At 45.2% G+C, this 17,632-nt stretch carries 15 protein-coding genes; 12 read left to right on the forward strand and 3 right to left on the reverse strand.

All coding sequences use genetic code 11. The annotated features are described in order from the left end of the window. Positions 1-80 precede the first annotated feature (80 nt). On the forward strand, positions 81-392 hold the full coding sequence (locus NST58_RS13310; RefSeq protein ID WP_036686118.1) for a DUF1292 domain-containing protein: 312 nt from the start codon (positions 81-83) through the stop codon (positions 390-392). 130 nt (positions 393-522) lie between these two features. Here NST58_RS13310 and NST58_RS13315 read toward each other — a convergent pair whose 3' ends face one another. Further along, positions 523-1,998, reverse strand: coding sequence for an aminotransferase class I/II-fold pyridoxal phosphate-dependent enzyme (locus NST58_RS13315; RefSeq protein ID WP_036686120.1), 1,476 nt, complete (start codon positions 1,996-1,998; stop codon positions 523-525). A 97-nt stretch (positions 1,999-2,095) separates the two neighbouring features. Here NST58_RS13315 and NST58_RS13320 point away from each other — a divergent pair, with 97 nt between their 5' ends. The 4 genes from NST58_RS13320 (at position 2,096) to NST58_RS13335 (ending at position 6,730) form a co-directional block, all read left to right on the forward strand. Beyond that, the gene (locus tag NST58_RS13320; protein ID WP_076183344.1) at positions 2,096-3,385 is read left to right on the forward strand and encodes an MFS transporter; all 1,290 of its coding nucleotides are present in this window, start codon (positions 2,096-2,098) and stop codon (positions 3,383-3,385) included. A gap of 380 nt (positions 3,386-3,765) precedes the next feature. Further along, positions 3,766-4,362, forward strand: coding sequence for a hypothetical protein (locus NST58_RS13325; RefSeq protein ID WP_036686566.1), 597 nt, complete (start codon positions 3,766-3,768; stop codon positions 4,360-4,362). Between the two features lie 259 nt (positions 4,363-4,621). Next, positions 4,622-6,037 carry an NADP-dependent phosphogluconate dehydrogenase gene (gene gndA, locus NST58_RS13330; protein ID WP_038570246.1) on the forward strand — a complete coding sequence of 472 codons (1,416 nt, stop codon included), beginning with the start codon at positions 4,622-4,624 and terminating at the stop codon, positions 6,035-6,037. A gap of 144 nt (positions 6,038-6,181) precedes the next feature. After that, positions 6,182-6,730, forward strand: coding sequence for a shikimate kinase (locus tag NST58_RS13335; protein ID WP_235219530.1), 549 nt, complete (start codon positions 6,182-6,184; stop codon positions 6,728-6,730). 4 nt (positions 6,731-6,734) lie between these two features. On the opposite strand, the gene NST58_RS13340 is transcribed toward NST58_RS13335, so the two are convergent. Continuing rightward, positions 6,735-7,040 (reverse strand): rhodanese-like domain-containing protein, encoded by a 306-nt coding sequence (locus tag NST58_RS13340; RefSeq protein ID WP_036686126.1) that lies wholly within the window; start codon positions 7,038-7,040, stop codon positions 6,735-6,737. Between the two features lie 110 nt (positions 7,041-7,150). On the opposite strand from NST58_RS13340, the gene aroA reads away from it, so the two are divergent. The 7 genes from aroA to NST58_RS13375 all read left to right on the forward strand — a co-directional run bounded on the left by aroA (position 7,151) and on the right by NST58_RS13375 (position 16,830). Then, entirely contained in the window at positions 7,151-8,443 is a 1,293-nt protein-coding gene (gene aroA, locus NST58_RS13345) for a 3-phosphoshikimate 1-carboxyvinyltransferase (RefSeq protein WP_076129118.1), read from the forward strand. A 75-nt stretch (positions 8,444-8,518) separates the two neighbouring features. Then, positions 8,519-8,953, forward strand: coding sequence for a CoA-binding protein (locus NST58_RS13350; RefSeq protein ID WP_076104783.1), 435 nt, complete (start codon positions 8,519-8,521; stop codon positions 8,951-8,953). Between the two features lie 643 nt (positions 8,954-9,596). After that, positions 9,597-10,265: a hypothetical protein gene (locus NST58_RS13355; RefSeq protein ID WP_076277974.1), complete on the forward strand. Its 669-nt coding sequence runs from the start codon at positions 9,597-9,599 to the stop codon at positions 10,263-10,265. Positions 10,266-11,046: 781 nt separating this feature from the next. Next, positions 11,047-12,933 (forward strand): glucose PTS transporter subunit IIA, encoded by a 1,887-nt coding sequence (locus NST58_RS13360; RefSeq protein ID WP_036686132.1) that lies wholly within the window; start codon positions 11,047-11,049, stop codon positions 12,931-12,933. Further along, entirely contained in the window at positions 12,930-14,699 is a 1,770-nt protein-coding gene (gene ptsP, locus NST58_RS13365; protein ID WP_076136100.1) for a phosphoenolpyruvate--protein phosphotransferase, read from the forward strand. Before NST58_RS13360 ends, ptsP begins: the two co-directional genes overlap by 4 nt. 180 nt (positions 14,700-14,879) lie before the next feature. Continuing rightward, entirely contained in the window at positions 14,880-15,410 is a 531-nt protein-coding gene (locus tag NST58_RS13370; RefSeq protein ID WP_094902125.1) for a sigma-70 family RNA polymerase sigma factor, read from the forward strand. Beyond that, positions 15,403-16,830, forward strand: a complete 1,428-nt coding sequence (locus tag NST58_RS13375; protein WP_076275868.1) for a DUF4179 domain-containing protein — start codon at positions 15,403-15,405, stop codon at positions 16,828-16,830. The genes NST58_RS13370 and NST58_RS13375 overlap by 8 nt, the downstream gene beginning before the upstream one ends. A 93-nt stretch (positions 16,831-16,923) precedes the next feature. On the opposite strand, the gene NST58_RS13380 is transcribed toward NST58_RS13375, so the two are convergent. Beyond that, a complete protein-coding gene (locus NST58_RS13380) occupies positions 16,924-17,448 on the reverse strand; it encodes a type 1 glutamine amidotransferase domain-containing protein (RefSeq protein ID WP_038570273.1) in 525 nt (174 codons plus the stop codon). Positions 17,449-17,632 lie beyond the last annotated feature (184 nt).

Here is a 17,632-nt window from a genome sequence, read left to right on the forward strand (position 1 = left end):
GTGTTCTAAATTGACCTGAACTAATCTAACGTGGTACGATACCAGATGTAGGATAATACAATTCAAAGTGAGGTATTACAATGAGCGATCACAAACATGAGCATGGTGAAGCATGCGGTTGCGGGCATGATCACGACCATGAGCACGAGGAGTTTGTGCTGACCTTGACGAACGAGCAGGGCGAAGATGTGGAAATGGTGCTTGTAGAAACGTTCGACATAGGCGAGAAATTATATGCTCTGTTGTTAGAGCGCGAGAATCCAGAAGCAGACGGCATTATTCTGCGTATGGAAGAAGAAGACGAAGAAATGGTATTGTATAATATCGAAGATGAAGAAGAATGGAAAGCTGTTGAAGAAGCTTACAACAATCTGCTTGCTCAGCAAGAATAGATTCTAGCGACTAAACTTAAGCTGTTCTATGTGAATGGAACAGTTGATGCTTATATACAGAAACCCGATACTCATTATGGTATCGGGTTTTTGTATAAATGATTTAAGTTTTTAAGGAAAAAGATAGATCTTAGGATATAGGATCGGCTTCAACAATCACCTTAACATTAGTGATGCTGCGGTCCTCAGGCCCTTTAACCGGCAGGCCGATTTCGACGTGGTCGATAATGTAGTCGATATTATCCTGAGTAATGACTTCGCCAGGGAGGAGAATCGGTATCCCCGGTGGATATACATAGATAAACTCTGCAATGATGTACCCAGCAGATTCGCGGAACGGAACTAACTGAGTGTCAGCATAAAAAGCATCTCTTGGAATTAAAGCAAGCTGCGGGATTTCTGGAACCTGAACCTTCAGTTCATAGATTTCACCCTTGCTATAATGGATAGCGGATAGCACCCGTAAAGCAGCTAATAATTTATCTACTGATTCTTGAGTATCACCTGGGGTAATAAGGCAAAGAATATTATACATGTCACTCAGTTCAACTTCGATGTTGTATTTCTCACGCAGCCAGTTTTCGGTTTCGTAACCAGTGATCCCTAAATGGCGAACGTGAATGTTAAGTTTGGTTGGATCTAGATCGAAAGTTGCTTCTGTTCCAAGTATTTCTTTACCAAAGCTGTACAAGCCTTCGATAGTGTTAATGGTCTCGCGTGCGTAGTTGGACAATTGGATGGTTCTTTCCGCCATTTCATGTCCGTTCAGCGCGAGATTGCGTCTAGATGTATCGAGAGACGCTAATAAAATATATGAGGTTGATGTTGTAGTCAGCATGCTCATAATGGTCTGCACCCGTTGTGGGTTAATCAGCCCAGTCTTCGCATTTAGATTCAGTACCGAGCTTTGCGTCATGGAACCACCAAGCTTATGCACACTAGTGGCAGCTATGTCCGCACCGGCCTGCATGGCCGATACCGGCAGATCCTCATGAAAATGAATCAGTACTCCATGTGCCTCGTCCACCAGAACGGGTACCCCGTAACGGTGAGCCAGGTCGACAATCGAACGCAGGTCGGCACATACGCCGAAGTACGTTGGATTGATAACTAGAACTCCTTTAGCGTCTGGATGACGCTTTAACGCTCGTTCCAGCGCACTGGTGGTTATGCCGTGATCTATCCCGAGATTCTCATCCTGTACAGGCGAGACGAACACAGGCTTGGCTCCGGAGAAGATAATGGCCGACATTACGGATTTATGAATGTTACGCGGCACAATTATTTTTTCACCCGGTGAGCAGACAGAGAGGATCATCGTCATGATGGCATTGCTCGTGCCCTGTACGCTAAAATACGTATAGTCGGCGCCGAAAGCCTTCGCAGCCAGCTTTTGAGCCTCCTGGATTACGCCAGTTGGCTGATGTAGATCATCAAGCGGTGCGATGTTGATTAGATCTATGGATAGAGCGTTATCGCCGATAAACTCACGGAATTCGGCATCGGTTCCTAGCCCCTTCTTATGCCCGGGAATATGAAATTGAACTGGATTGCCGGCGGCATGCTTTTTTAGAGCTGTGAAGAGGGGAGTACGGTGTTGATTCATTTAATGCTGTCACAACCTTTCGCGAATAGTTAATTTTTAAGGCAAGCATCAGTATAACAAAACAATCTTCAGAATACTAGGATTTGGATGTGATAGAATGTCCACGAAAGCTGAACAACGGATGAATATTAGTTTAGCATCACCATTTATTGTTGAGATGTGGGTAATTATTTTTTTAGTTGAATTTGTTAAAGGTTCGCTGCTTGTTGCCTTATTGCCAGTGTATATGGAGAATATACTGGGGCTGTCGGTGACAGTAGTGGGATTCGCTTTTGCCCTACAGTATTTGGGGGACAACGTCTTCCGCAGCCCTTCAGGCTGGGTTATGGAGCGCATAGGGTTCCGCTGGACGATGACAAGTGCATTGCTGCTGATTCTAGTAGCCATTGGTTTGATCATCTATGCCAAAACGGCCGTTGCGTTATCCATCGCCTGTCTCATTCTTGGGATCGGGACCTCACCGCTTTGGCCATGTGTGATGACCGGGATTACCGAGCTGGCCGGATCAACCAAAAGCGGCAGCAGTGGTGCGGCCATGGGCGCTGTTGAGATGGCTTCTCTCGCAGGAACAGGAATCGGTCCAATTGTTGTGAATTTTTTAATGGATCAGGGTGGACAAAGCTATCACGTAGCTTTTCTAGTCTTGTTAGGTTGTGCTGCCGCTGTAGTTGTAGTAGCCCTTTTCTTACCTAAACGAATCTCTTCTAGCGGGTCTCATGCTGTCGTGAGGGACATGCATGGACTTGGTGGAGCAATGGAGCGTAAAAAGCTTAGTCCGTTAGAAAGTATAAAAAGAACGCTGCATCAGGTGAGAACTACGCTGAAAGTCAGCAGATGGCTGTACCCGGCGTTGTTCCTACAGGCCTTCGCCATTGGCTTGATGACACCTGTAGTTACCTTGTTCGCACGTACAGAGCTGCATGTTAGTCCCAATCAATTCAGTTTGCTCCTCATTGCAGGGGGAGGGATTACAGTTCTTGCACTTATTCCCGCAGGTAAGCTGGTGGACCGTATAGGGACAACGGTGTTTCTGAATATAGGTTTTTTGTTAGCTGCCTTTTCGCTGGCCTTTTTCTCTCAGGTTCGCTGGCTGCCACTTGCCTTTATCGCGGTGGCACTGGTCGGTATAAGCTACGCGCTTATCCTCCCGGCATGGAATGCCTTTCTGGCTAAGCAAGTACCTAAGGGAGAACGAGGGACGGTCTGGGGGCTGTTCCTGACACTCCAAGGCTCAGGAATGGTAGCGGGGCCAGTATTATCAGGTAGATTATGGGATCATGTAGGACATGGTGTCCCATTCCTGGCAAGTGCTATTGTAATGCTGCTGCTCTTCGGGCTGCATCTGCTTATTGTGCATAGAACGAAACAGAAATTTAAGACTAGCTGAGGAAAATAAAAAGCCGCTGATAACCGGAGAATGATCCGGTAAATCAGCGGCTTTTTAGAAAATTAGAAGGACATACGATATAACGGAAGTAAGTTTCGAAGGTCTTCTGTATGACACTGTGCAGCTGAAGGACTAGAACGTTTATGCTTCAAAAGGACTAAAAGGCATTAAAATTCTCGATCAGCGTTTGGAGAAAGGCTGTTGCGGGTAAAAATAGTCAATAAACCAAGTTACCGCTACATAAACTGAAGTATAAAATAAGATTAAGACGAACGCAAAAAGGAAGTTAACTCAAGAAGAGGTCCGGCAGCCATGATTACTCTGGAATTGAACTAATGAAGGTTGGCTTTACAGATGTGAAGCTGTTAGGGGGGAGTGCCGTGAACAAAAACGACGAGGTGGAATATTGTAACCTGGAACTGCGGTTCGACAGACAGCATATCCAGGACCTGATCAAGGATTTGATTCAAGAAGGTTATTCCCTATATTGGAGCGAGAATGAACAGGTCTTTGTGATTTCGGTCCGTACGGGTCGTAAGTTAGTGAAATTGCGGTTTCAAAGGATTAAAGACGGCTATAAGCTTGTGGGCGATTATATGATCCGTGATGCTCGCTTGTCAGAGTGGATGGAGAAATTAATTGGGGATATGCGCGGGCATGCAATCGTTAAACGTTTCCGGGATCGGCAGATTATTATTGAAAATATTTTGTTTGGCGAAGTGATTCGCCTAGTTGAAATTTCTGGTTATCAGCAGCGCGTGTTATATCAGAAGGGACCTATGCTCACAGATGAGGAGCTGACAAGACTCTTTTATTCTATTGAAGGGGAAGAACGGGTTCGCCAGCGGAGAATTGAAGTAGATGAACAGTTGGATCGGTTAAATGATGCCCTAAAGGCTGGAGATACGGTTCGCGCGGACAAATGTCGAGCTGAGCTTGCCTTTTTGACCAAGGAATTGTTTATGTTAGAATGGTAAGCAAGTGCCGCAAATGTTCTTTCAAGGCACCCCGTTCATCGGGGTGTCTTATATTTGTATTGGAACTTGCATACAGGGGTTCACTTCTGACGTTAAAAACGTTAAAATAGTCATTGTGATCATTTCTTAGACTGAATTTGTCAATGAAATTGATCTCTATTCGCAGGGCAGGCTTTGCTGTCTCTGATAAAGGGTGGTATTCTTATACTGCGAGAAATGGATTTCACAAAAATATAGGGTGCAAAGGGTGGAGGACCAGATGGCAAAACAACAAATCGGCGTTATTGGCTTGGCGGTAATGGGCAAGAATTTGGCTCTAAATATCGAAAGCAAAGGTTTTTCCGTATCCGTATTCAACCGCTCCCCGGAGAAGACACATGATCTTCTTGCTGAAGCGGAAGGTAAAAACCTCGTAGGCACATTTTCCGTTGAGGAATTTGTAGCTTCGCTGGAAACACCGCGCAAAATTCTGATCATGGTTCAAGCTGGTAAAGCTACTGATGCTACCATCGAGCAACTGCTGCCGCATCTTGATCAAGGCGACATCATTATCGACGGAGGGAATGCTTACTTCCCTGATACAGTTCGTCGTAGTAAAGAGCTGGAAGAAAAGGGTTTCCGCTTTATCGGTACTGGAGTTTCCGGTGGTGAAGAAGGTGCTCTTAAAGGTCCTTCGATTATGCCAGGTGGTCAAGAAAGTGCGTATAAACTTGTAGAGCCTATCCTAACGGCAATCTCAGCCAAAGTTGACGGAGAGCCTTGCTGTACATATATCGGACCTGACGGTGCAGGACACTATGTTAAAATGGTGCACAACGGTATCGAATATGGTGATATGCAATTGATCTGTGAAGCTTATCAGTTGTTGAAAGATGTTCTAGGTCTGGATGCAAAAGAACTTCACAATATTTTCAAAGAGTGGAACAGCGGCGAGCTCGACAGCTACCTGATCGAGATCACTACTGATATCTTTGCTCAATACGACGAAGAAACCGGCAAACCTATGGTTGACGTTATCCTTGATTCCGCTGGCCAAAAGGGTACTGGTAAATGGACAAGCCAAAGCTCACTTGATCTTGGTGTACCTCTGTCCATGATTACCGAATCCGTATTCTCCCGCTTCCTGTCTGCTATGAAGGATGAGCGCGTAGAAGCAAGCAAAGTGCTTAACGGACCAGAAGCAACAACATTTGAAGGTGACAAAGCCGAATTCATCGAGAACGTGCGTAAAGCATTGTTCGCGAGCAAAATCGTATCCTACGCGCAAGGTTTCGCTCAACTTCGCGTAGCTTCCGACGAATATGGTTGGGATCTGAAATATGGCGAGCTGGCTAAAATCTGGCGCGGCGGCTGCATTATCCGTTCCCGTTTCCTGCAAAATATCACAGATGCTTATGAGAACAATGCAGAGCTTAAGAACCTGCTTCTTGATCCTTTCTTCAAGAATGTTATGGACAATTACCAATCTGCATGGCGTAAAGTCATTGCTTCTGCGGTAACTTTGGGTGTTCCAGTTCCTGGATTCTCCAGCGCATTGGCTTACTATGACAGCTACCGTACAGAACGTTTGCCTGCTAACTTGCTTCAGGCTCAACGTGATTACTTTGGCGCTCACACCTTCAAACGTGTGGACAAAGAAGGCGTCTTCCACCACAACTGGATGGCAGCGGAATAATCTAATTGACGGTATGACAAGCGGCCCGGACGGCTTCACCAGAAATGGGGAGCCTTTCGGGTCTTTTTTTACTGGAAGAAGCGGATTGTCTAATGTTTTGACCCTGTGTTATGATATGACAAATATCGCGGTTGGAGGATAGTCATGGCTGGGGATACAGAAGAACTAAAAACGATGAGTCAGGAAGATAAGAACAAAAACATTATTTTAGTAGGGATGATGGCGACTGGTAAGTCAACCGTTGGTGCTATTTTGGCTGAGGAGCTGGGCTATGAGCTGGTTGATTTGGATCATGTCATTATTGAGACTGAAGGCAGAAGCATTGCAGAAATCTTCGCAGAAGATGGTGAGGAATACTTTCGAAGCGTAGAAACTGCGGTTCTAAAGCAAATGCTAGAGTCTGAGAATAAATTAATATCCACGGGTGGAGGCGCGGTATTGGCGCCGGGAAATACAGCCTTAATGCTGAGTAAAGGGCATGTAGTTGCGCTAACGGCAACTGAGGAAGAGATTATTGCACGTGTTAGCGGGGATGAGAATCGTCCGCTGCTCGCCGGCAATGCAGAAGAACGGGTCAGACGAATCATGGAAGATCGCCAGGATGCATACCTATTCGCGCATTACACGGTCGATACAACGGGACTGACTGCGGCAGAAGTGTCGCAACATATTTTAATGCATTACCGCGGTTGAGCTTTTAAGAGAGTGTCTCATTCCATTCAATCATACCGCCGCTAAGGTTCGCAGCGTTATAACCAAATTGCTGTAGATATTCGCAGACACGTTGGCTGCGGGCACCGGAACGGCAAATGAAGATCACTTTGGCATCGCTTGGAATATCTTCAGTACGGTGCGGAATTTCTCCCATAGGGATATGTTGTGCACCGGGAATCATCCCAAAGGCCACCTCTTCGTCTTCGCGAACATCGATGAGTACAAGGTCTTCACCTGTCTCTATACACTGCCGTAATTCTTGCGGTGTGATTTGTGGTACATTATGCATGGGTTTGACCTCTTTTCATCAGAAGAATGGTTTAATGATAACACAAGAACAGAATACCCTGTCAAACGAGCATTACATACCCACTACATCTACTAAGGAGAGTTTATATTATGGACGTTATTGTTAGGCCAACGCCATCTCTGCAAGGAGAATTTGGAGCCCTCTCTTCCAAAAACTATACGACACGTTATCTGCTGGTTGCGGCATTGTCTGAAGGAGTAAGTACGATTTATCATCCTGCACATAGTGAGGATAGCGACGCGATCCGCCGCTGCATAGCAGATTTGGGTGCTGTGCTTACAGAAGATGAGGAAAAGATTGTGATTCAAGGCTTCGGACGTCACCCAAAAGACGTTAAAGAACTTAATGTAGGAAATGCCGGAGCAGTACTGCGTTTTCTTATGGCTGTGGCCGCGTTAAGTCCTGAGGTTACTTTTGTAAATACGTATCCAGACTCATTGGGCAAACGTCCGCATGACGACTTGATTGTGTCGTTGGAACAGCTAGGTGTTCAGGTGGAGCATAATGAAGGGAAACTGCCGATCACGATCCGTGGGGGTAAACCGGTTGGAGGCAGAATTACTGTCTCTGGTGCAGTAAGCTCCCAGTTCTTAAGTGCTCTACTGTTTCTGACACCATTGCTTGAAGAAGATAGTGAAATTATTGTCCTCGATGATTTGAAATCGAAGGTTGTCGTGGGCCAGACCTTGGAAGTGTTGGAGCAGGCAGGTATTGTGGTGCACGCCGCGGATGATTACATGTCCTTTAAAGTTCCAGGTCGTCAAGCTTATGCAGCTAAATCATATACTGTTCAAGGTGACTACCCAGGCTCTGCGGCAATCCTTGCGGCGGCTGCCGTTACAAAGTCGGATGTGAAAATTCACCGTCTTGCAGAACAAAGTAAACAAGGTGAAAGAGCCATTGTTGATGTACTGCGGATGATGGAAGTTCCTCTTACACATGAAGAGGGTACAGTACATGTCCAAGGGAACGGTATCCTAAAAGCTGTTGAATTCGATGGAGATGCTGCAACAGATGCGGTACTGGCCATGGTGGCTGCTGCAGTATTTGCAGAAGGTACCTCCCGATTCTACAATGTTGAGAATTTGCGCTATAAGGAATGTGATCGCATTACCGATTACTTGGCAGAGTTAACCCGTGCCGGAGCCAAGGTAGAAGAACGCCGCGATGAGATTATTGTTCACGGCATGCCCGAAGGTGTCGAAGGCGGAGTCACCATTAATGCGCATTATGATCACCGCGTAATTATGGCACTATCCGTAGTAGGCTTGCGTGCGCGTCAACCTCTTTTGATTAAGGATGCACATCATGTGGCAAAATCTTATCCGCAATATTTTGATCACTTGCGTGCGCTTGGTGCGAATGTGGAGTGGGTACAATAGGAATAAGGGAGCTAGCGTATCTAGCTACAGTTAAACAAGGATCATTAAGTGTAACTATGGAAAGGGGCACTACTTATGAGCTTTGAGAATCCAAGTCGGGAGCAGATCGGAGATATTCTTGCTTCCGCAGGTAACATTGCTGTTGTTGGCTTATCAGACAAAACAGATCGTACCTCTTATATGGTCGCGGGCGCCATGCAAAGCCGGGGATATCGGATCATTCCCGTTAACCCAACGGTGGACGGAGAAATCCTGGGAGAAAAGTGTTATCACACTTTAGCAGAAATTCCAGAGCCAGTGGACATCGTCAATGTATTCCGTCGAAGCGAACACTGCGCAAAGGTCGCGCAGGAGGCAGCTGACATTGGCGCACGTGTGCTGTGGCTCCAGCAGGGTATAGTTAGCGCGGAAGCCGCTGAAATCGCCGCTGAGCACGGTATGATCGCCATTATGGACCGCTGCATCAAGGTCGAAGAAGCGATCACAATGCATGGTCGTAGCCGGCAGTAGGTTCGGTTATATAACTGTTAAACTAAACACTGAGTTAAATGTGTAGTGATTATAGTTAGCGTTGACCAACGGACGTAACAAGGAACAGACGAAGAACGAACTAGCTGGTGAAGAACGAACGGGCTGGCGAAGAACGGACTAGCTGGTGAAGAATGAACAAACTGGTGAAGAACGAACTAGCTGGTGAAGAACGAACGGGCTGGCGAAGAACGGACTAACTGGTGAAGAACGGACTAGCTGGTGAAGAACGGATAACTGGTGAAGAATGAGCAAGCTGGTGAAGAACGAACGGGCTGGCGAAGAACGAACTAGCTGGTGAAGAACGAACGGGCTGGCGAAGAACGAACTAGCTGGTGAAGAACGAACGGGCTGCGAAGAACGGATAACTGGTGAAGAACGAACTAGCTGGTGAAGAACGAGCAAAAGTGGAATAAACTAACTAGGTTTAAATTTATGATGCTGTGGCTAATGAAAACTTACATGATGAAGTTTAGCCGAAATAAGTGGTATTGTGTAACGTAAGGTGCGATTTCTAATGTAAAACGCCTGTTGAGCTAGTTATAATGAAATTAGACGAAGAACGTCCTTTAACCGCTTTTGCGGTGAAGGGCGTTTTTTTATTTTGTAGGGGAGGCTATAGGTTATGGAGTTTGAAGAAGCACATGGTTTGTTCATCGACCAGCATATGAAATCAAGAACAGGTGAAAGAAGGGGCAGGCTGGTTAGGGGACATAATTTTGCGGAAAAGCTGTTTTTGCAGAATATATGGTGGCCTATGTTTGAGTCCCTAGACGATTTGCATCCAGAATACGAAGTATATGACTGGAATCGCAAATCACAATTTCTGGACTTTGCTTATCTTCCACAGACGGGCAGCAGCTTTGGGATCGAGTGTGATGGATATCAAAGCCATGTGAAAGATATGGACCGTGAGAAATTCAACTATTCAGTAAATAGGGACACTTTTTTGACTGGGATGGGCTGGAGGATGATTCATTTTTCTTTTGATGATATCCAGCAACGTCCCGAGGTCTGCCGGATGTTGTTGCAACTGGTGCTGGCGCCTTACTTGGCGCGTAAATCTGCTAGCGTAGCTATTTTGTCTGAGGAAAAAGAGGTTCTGCGTTTCGCTTGGCGTCTCGGTAGACCGGTTCGTCCAAAGGATGTGGCCACGCATTTCTGCATTAATTTCCGTACGGCGCGTCGATTGCTGCAATCATTAAGTGAGAAGGGGTTGCTGAAGCCGGTTAATCAGGGAGAAAGAATTCGGTATTATGAGGTGAAGGCTCTCAGACCAGATCAAATGTGGTAAGAGGATCTTTAGAGGCTGCGCAAGGGAATAATTGCACTTTAAACAACTAAATTGCCGAAATCGTTATCTAAATGCGAAATAGTTGCACTTTGTACACTTAAAACGCCTCAAAGATTAGATGAAGTGGAAAATCACTAAAAATAGTTGTATAAAGTGCAGTTAAAAAGGTGCTCAGAGTAACGTCGATAGGAGTAGTTGCACAAAGTGCACTTAAACTCAGGTGGAATTCCTAACTGTGAGTTTAGGGTGTTAGAGCTAGTTAATGGGGGAGAAAAGTTCGCTGTTATGAATCGAATGCTCTGAGATCAGTTCAGACCAAATCAAATCAAATCATATCAGACCAAATCATACCTGATCTGATCAGGTATGCTAGGGAATCTATACGGTAGCTGCGCAAGGGAATAATTGCACTTTATACAACTAAATTGCCGAAATAGCTATCTAAATGCGAAATAGTTGCACTTTGTACACTTAAAACGCCTCAAAGATTAGATGAAGTGGAAAATCATTAAAAATAGTTGTATGAAGTGCAGTTAAAAAGGTGCTCAGAGTAACGTCGATATAAATAGTTGCACAAAGTACACTTAAACTCGATTCTGACTCTGTAGTATCGATAGCCTCACGTAAATACCAGCCGTTCTATGGATACTAATGAATAAATGTTTAGTGGAATGTGAGAATATTTGTTTTAAAAATGTAACGTGATGATCTCATGAGTTTCTTTTGACAAAAATCCCCGCAGCGCTTACCATTCAATATAGAAAGAAAGGAGAGGGTAGCCTTGAATTGGCTCGGATCATTGCAGCAATTGGGCAGAGCCATAATGCTTCCTACCATGGTACTGCCGGCGGCAGCCATTTTGCTTAGTTTGGGCAGCTTACCTTGGTCTGCATGGGGACTTTCTTCGGTGTCTGAAGTGGCTACTTACGCGGGGCAGGCAATATTTTATTATATGCCTTATTTGTTCGCTGTAGGTGTAGCATGGGGGTTATCCAATCAAGCCGGAACAGCGGGTCTGGCAGCGCTGGCTGGGATGTTCACTTACGACCGAATTGTCACCCAAATGGGAGACGGGCTTGTACAACCTGCAACACTAATCGGAATTTTGCTGGGGATCGTTGCCGGTGTCGCGCAAAACCGGTTTAAAAATATTAAGCTTCCAGAGGCGATCCAGTTTTTTGGAGGGTCGCGTTTTGTTTTGCTGTTCATGGGCTTATTTTCTGCCGGGTTCGCATGGGTAATGTTAGGAATATCTCCGCTGCTGCAGATAGGGCTTGATAATCTTTTTCAGGGAATATTGCAGACGGGCGGGTTTGGCGTTTTTATCTATGGGGTCCTATATAGGGTTCTGACCGCTTTTGGACTACATCATATTCTTAATAATGTGTTTTGGTTTCAATTTGGGAATTTTACGACTCCTGATGGCAGTGCTGTGGTTCAGGGGGATTTGCCGCGTTTTTTTGCAGGTGATCCTACGGCGGGGATTTTTATGGCGGGGTTGTTTCCGATTATGATGTTTGCGCTGCCTGCCATTGCTTTTGCAATTATTCAGGAAGCGCGCGAGGATTTGAAGCCCAAGATTAAAAAGACTTTTGTGCGGGCGGCGTTGGTTTGTTTTCTGACCGGGGTTTCGGAGCAGATCGAATTTGCATTTTTATTTGCTTCTCCGTATTTGTTCGCGGTACATACTGTAATGTCCGGTCTCGCTATGGTGCTGACCTACATGCTGGGAATCCATCACGGGTTCTCCTATTCGGCTGGAGCCATCGATTTCTTCTTGAACATGCATTTGTCACAGAGGGCTTGGCTGCTGATTCCGATTGGTATCGGCTACGGGATTGTATACTATAATTTATTTCGCTGGGCGATTCGCCGTTTTCAGATCCCGACACCGGGGCGTGAAGAAGGTTCAGAGCTTGGGGATTGGGCCGGCAATATCCCTTATCAGGCACCGCTGATCTTAGAGGCGCTTGGAGGCAAGGAGAATATTGTACAAGTGCAGTCCTGTATCACCCGTCTGCGGCTTACCGTTCATAATGACCGATATATAGATACTGGAGCGCTTAAAGGTTTAGGTTCTGCTGGGATTATCAAGCTAGGCGGCGGAAATGTCCAGGTAGTATTTGGCACGTATTCAGAACTGATCCGCGAGGAGATTAATAAGCTTATGCTTCGTGATTTACCGCAGGTGCTGTTCAGTTCGCCAATGCAGGGTAGAATGATGCCCATTGAGGAAGTGCCTGATCACATTTTTGCAGCTAAGCTAGTGGGGGATGGGGTTGCATTTTTGCCGGAAAAAGGGGAACTTACTTCACCCGTATTCGGGAAAGTTATGCACGTCTATCCTACAATGCATGCCGTGGGTATTTCGACGCCGGAAGGGTTGGAGGTACTCATGCATATAGGGATCGACACTTCACAGCTCAAGGGACCCTTTGAGGCGGTTGTAAAAGAAGGCGACAGCGTGGAGCCGGGTCAATTGCTTGTTAAATTCGACCTCGCTTATTTGCGTGAACATGCGGCCTCATTGGCTACACCGATGGTGATCACGAATCCTGATCGAGTCAAATCATGGAGCTATGCTCCATTTAAAAATGTTAAAAAGGGGCAATCATCAGTAATGTCCGTAGTCTTACACGAAAGTAACGTTGGAGGGATTGAAGGATGATACAAGGCATAGGCGCAGCAGCAGGTGTAGCTATCGGGAAGGCCTTTGTCTTGCCGAACTGGGAATGGAGCTTACCGGATACACAAGTGAACCCAGTGGATCTAGCTAAGGAGTTTGAGCGTTTATACGAAGGTATCCGTACCTCTAAGGACGAGATTGAATTCATCAAAAAAGAGTTCAGAGAAGTGGTAGGTCCGGAGGAATCGAGTATTTTTGATGCTCATCTGGCGATCTTAGATGATCCTGTGTTCATGAGTGAAATCCGCGGGATCATTGAGCGCCAGTACAAGGCGGCAGAAGTAGCTGTGAAAGAAGCGATTGATCATTTTGTAGCGATGTTTGATCTGCTAGACGATGAGTACATGAAGGAGCGGGCGGTGGATATCAAGGATGTCGGAAACCGTCTTTTAAAACATCTTTTAGGCGCTCCAGAGGTTACGTTACCATCGGATACACAGCCATATATTCTTGTTGCGAAGGAGTTGTCTCCTTCCCAGCTAGCTCACTTGAATCCAACTTATGTTCTAGGTATTGTCACCATGATGGGCGGTAAAACCTCACATTCCTCCATTATGGCTCGTGCGCTAGGCATTCCTCTTGTAGCAGGCTTGGAGAATAATCTGTCTAATCCTATTCAGACCGGGGACATGCTTGTGATCGACGGTGATACCGGATCTGTACAAATCCATCCAGATGAACTTACGATAAATGAATACGTAGCGATTCGGGATAAACAGCATAAAAAGAAAGAGCAACTGGAACTGCTCGCCACCGTGGAGGCTGTTACCAAGGATGGTGTGAACCTGCGACTTGCCGGCAATATCAGTTCAGTTAAAGAACTCAACATAGCGCTTAAGTATGGAGCTGAAGGCGTAGGCCTGTTCCGCACGGAGTTTCTTTATATGGACCGCAGATCTTTTCCAACTGAGGATGAACAATTTGAAGTGTATAAACAGGTTGTCGAGAAGGTGGGCAATAACACTGTAGTGATTCGTACGCTGGATATTGGCGGGGACAAGCAGTTGGATTATATCCAGCTGCCTGAAGAGCAGAATCCTTTCCTTGGTTACCGGGCGATTCGCATCAGCTTGGACCGATTAGATATGTTCAAAACTCAGCTAAGTGCCATTCTGCGGGCAAGTGCATACGGGAATGTAAAGTTGATGTTTCCAATGATTTCTTCCGTAGAGGAAGTGCAGGCGGCAAAAGTTGTTTTAGAAGAAGTGAAAGCTGAGCTGGAGCAACGAGATATCCCTTTTAACCGGAATCTTCCTGTGGGTATTATGATTGAAGTTCCAGCGGCGGTTATGATTGCTGATTTACTGGCTGAGGAAGTTGACTTTTTCAGTATCGGCACTAATGATTTGGTTCAATATGTGTTAGCGGTAGACCGTATGAATGAACAAATTGCTCATATGTATCATCCGTACCATCCAGCGGTTCTGCGAATGATCCGTATGACGGTAGAAGCGGCACGTAATGCCAAGATTGATATCAGTGTATGTGGTGAAATGGCGGCGGATGAGCGTTCTTTGCCTCTTTGGCTGGAGCTTGGAATTAGAGAACTCAGCATGTCGCCGCAGGCGCTGCTGAAGGTTAAACACCGCACACTGAACACACTGGCCAAGGATGCCAAAAGAATCGCCAAAGCGTGTTTCCACCATCGTACAAGCTCAGAGACGGAAGAAATGTTAACTGCGTTTGCCCAAAAAAGTGGTCTTACACTTGGATCAAGCGGGGAACTACAGGAGAAAGCCTCATCCTAAAGTTACTGTAACTTTTATTCATTTCATATCAAGGTTCGGCATTCTTGCCGAGCCTTTTTCTTTATTTAAGCCATACTTTTTAAAAAAACAAAACCGTTTGCCCTGCGGCGCAGTCAATACATAGAGAGAGTTACACAGAACCGATTTAAGAATAAAGGCAAGGGGGGAGGCAGGCCGAAAATGGATCACATTATAAATGACGAAATGGAAATGGCTGCTACGGATGAAGAGCTGTTTTATGAGCAAGTGGCTGGACAGAAAAGAAAACTTTATAGCATTGCCTACAGCTATTTGCGAAATGAAGCGGATTCGCTGGAGGTTTTGCAGGAGGCAACCTGCCGCGCATGGATTAAACGAAAAAGCTTAAAAGATGCGGAGCGTTTCGCTCCTTGGTTAACACGAATTTTGATTAATTGCTGTAATGATGAGCTGAAACGCCGAAAGAGGAATACAGTCGCAGAAGCTGCTCGAAGTGATGAGGGGATCATGGAGATGAAAAGTGACCGCAGACTGGACATGGAACAAGCGCTGGATGGAGTGAAACCCAAATATCGCCAAGTGCTGGTGCTCAAATATTACAAGGATATGACCCTTGCCGAGATTGCAGAGGTGCTGGATAAACCCGAGGGCACAGTGAAGACATGGCTGAATAAAGGATTAAAACAACTGCGTGACAAAATGAAGCGGAAGGGGGAGCTATTTTATGGCTGAGTCTGAAGAGAAGCTGCTTAAAGATTATTTTCAGAAAATCGATGCGGAGGCAGAAGAAATTCTGGATGTAAAACTGGACACCGCGATCCGCAAGGGGATGCAGCAAGGGAACCGTTCACGTTTGCCTTTTAGAAAAAAGTACGCTGTTGTTGTATTGGTAGTCTTGGCATTCGCCTTACTTATAATTTTGCCTTGGGCAAATCAGATGATAAATCCCGTACGTGCGCAATTACCTCCAAAAAGCTGGGGTCAGCTTGAAGTGTTTAGACCCGTTATTGCTAATAATCTGACGATTAAATCAGCACTTGATGCGGGGATGATGAAGGAGGTAAATATCTCTTCTCCTGAGGTGGACGGGATAACATGGACTGTTAATGGAATCATTGCAGACCGAAGAGGCATTGTGGTGCTTTATACAATCCAGAACAATACGGATCAGAAGATGCAATTCATGGGGTTGTCTTTGAAAAAAGCGCCAGAGGATAAATTTTCAATGAGTGGCTATAGTGGCGTTAGTAACTCCGTGAGTGAGGAGGATGGTTCTCCTGGTACGACTTATATGTTTCAACAAATTGTGTGGGATAAATACCAAGATGAGTTGCTGGAGAAGTTGAATGTTACATTATCGGTTTTTCCAGCAACAATTGAACATATTATCATGAACAGTGATATCAAAAAATTAAGCGTCACCATTCCTATGGATACTGATAAAGATTATTTTGAAGGAGAGTTCGTTGATCTGAAGGATAGTTTGGCTGTTTCTGGACAGAAGATCAAAGTGAATAATGTTTATATGGGGCCTACTGGGATTTATACGCAAGAATCTTATGACGGCGATAATAAAATGAAGATTTTTAGAACACTTTCGCCTAAGTTAATTATGGGAAAAGGGAAGGATCAAGAGACCTTAAATGGGTTGGGTAGTGTTTCATTAACAAATGGCGGCCCACAGACAAATATCTACCATAACGATAATATGAGACCCGATGATCCAATCAAGCTTGAAATTGAGGGGATTTCAGCACTGGATAAATCTAAGGTGGAGTTAGTGATTAACACGGAAACACAGCAGATTTTAAAGGCACCGGATAGCTACCTCACAATTTCTAAACGGACCGCGGACGAAGAGCAGGGAATTATAGTATTGGACTTATTGATTCCCAAAAAAGTTGAGGAGTTGCATGAAGCAACCGGTTTTGGGATAGACGATAATTTTGTGGATAGCGCTGGAAGCGGACATTGGCTTGTACATGATTCTGAGGGTTATTCTAGATATAGAGAATACCGTGAGGACGCTAAGGGAACTACAATAACTTATTTTCTCAACGTAGGCAAAGAAAAGCTGCCTCAACCTTTGACTTTTAGGTTTACAAATTATCCAAATATGATCATGGAGACGGATTCTGTGCGGATTAGATAACCATCTGGATTTTAAAGCCTCAAATCAAAAGCCCTGTTCCTCAAATTGTGAGAAACAGGGCTTTTTTGATTTTAAACTATATACCTACTGTTTTTATTCCCCAGCGAGTGCATCGCAAAAGGCTTTCCCGTATGGCGGAAGATCTGGCGGGCGGCGAGCGGAGATGATATGTCCATCCGTAACTACAGCCTCATCCTTCCAGATGGCTCCGGCATTCTCCATGTCATCACGGATGCCTGGCGTGGAGGTGACGGTTACACCTTCCAGAATTTTAGCAGAAATTAATACCCAGCCTGCATGGCAGATCTGCCCAATCGGTTTTTTAGCCGCATTAAAATCCTGTACAAGCTTTAGAACGGCACTGTATCTACGGATTTTATCAGGAGCCCAGCCGCCTGGAACCAAAATCCCATCATAATCTGCGGCATTAAGCTCGTCCCAGGAGTATTCTGCTTTAGCTGGTACGCCATATTTACCGATGTACGTCTTATTTTTTTCCAGACCTGCCAAATGAACCTCGGCACCTTCTTCTCTCACCCGATACACGGGATACCAGAGCTCCAAATCTTCAAATTCATCGTCTACGAGTGCTATGACCTTTTTACCGGCTAGTCTCATTTAGTTAAGCTCCTTTCGATTCCCATGATTCTTTCATTATTCTATCAAATTTAAAATATGAAGTCATCTTTAGGGATGTAAATTATAGACAAATTGCCAATTTAATCATTATATGCAATAAAGGAGGGTTTTAATCGAGTAGAGTCGAATATAGAAGTTGAAAAAGTCAAACTTTGTGCTTTAT

It is taken from the genome of Paenibacillus sp. FSL R10-2796 (assembly GCF_037965315.1).
Taxonomy (GTDB): Bacteria; Bacillota; Bacilli; order Paenibacillales; family Paenibacillaceae; genus Paenibacillus_AQ; species Paenibacillus_AQ odorifer.

What these genes read in the sequence shown, in the direction of transcription:
- NST58_RS13350 (WP_076104783.1), top strand. Translation starts at nt 8,519, where the DNA reads ATGAGCTTTGAGAATCCAAGTCGGGAGCAGATCGGAGATATTCTTGCT.
- NST58_RS13335 (WP_235219530.1), top strand. Translation starts at nt 6,182, where the DNA reads ATGGCTGGGGATACAGAAGAACTAAAAACGATGAGTCAGGAAGATAAG.
- NST58_RS13315 (WP_036686120.1), bottom strand. Translation starts at nt 1,998, where the DNA reads ATGAATCAACACCGTACTCCCCTCTTCACAGCTCTAAAAAAGCATGCC.
- NST58_RS13310 (WP_036686118.1), top strand. Translation starts at nt 81, where the DNA reads ATGAGCGATCACAAACATGAGCATGGTGAAGCATGCGGTTGCGGGCAT.
- aroA (WP_076129118.1), top strand. Translation starts at nt 7,151, where the DNA reads ATGGACGTTATTGTTAGGCCAACGCCATCTCTGCAAGGAGAATTTGGA.
- NST58_RS13380 (WP_038570273.1), bottom strand. Translation starts at nt 17,448, where the DNA reads ATGAGACTAGCCGGTAAAAAGGTCATAGCACTCGTAGACGATGAATTT.
- NST58_RS13340 (WP_036686126.1), bottom strand. Translation starts at nt 7,040, where the DNA reads ATGCATAATGTACCACAAATCACACCGCAAGAATTACGGCAGTGTATA.
- NST58_RS13370 (WP_094902125.1), top strand. Translation starts at nt 14,880, where the DNA reads ATGGATCACATTATAAATGACGAAATGGAAATGGCTGCTACGGATGAA.
- NST58_RS13355 (WP_076277974.1), top strand. Translation starts at nt 9,597, where the DNA reads ATGGAGTTTGAAGAAGCACATGGTTTGTTCATCGACCAGCATATGAAA.
- NST58_RS13320 (WP_076183344.1), top strand. Translation starts at nt 2,096, where the DNA reads ATGTCCACGAAAGCTGAACAACGGATGAATATTAGTTTAGCATCACCA.
- ptsP (WP_076136100.1), top strand. Translation starts at nt 12,930, where the DNA reads ATGATACAAGGCATAGGCGCAGCAGCAGGTGTAGCTATCGGGAAGGCC.
- NST58_RS13375 (WP_076275868.1), top strand. Translation starts at nt 15,403, where the DNA reads ATGGCTGAGTCTGAAGAGAAGCTGCTTAAAGATTATTTTCAGAAAATC.
- gndA (WP_038570246.1), top strand. Translation starts at nt 4,622, where the DNA reads ATGGCAAAACAACAAATCGGCGTTATTGGCTTGGCGGTAATGGGCAAG.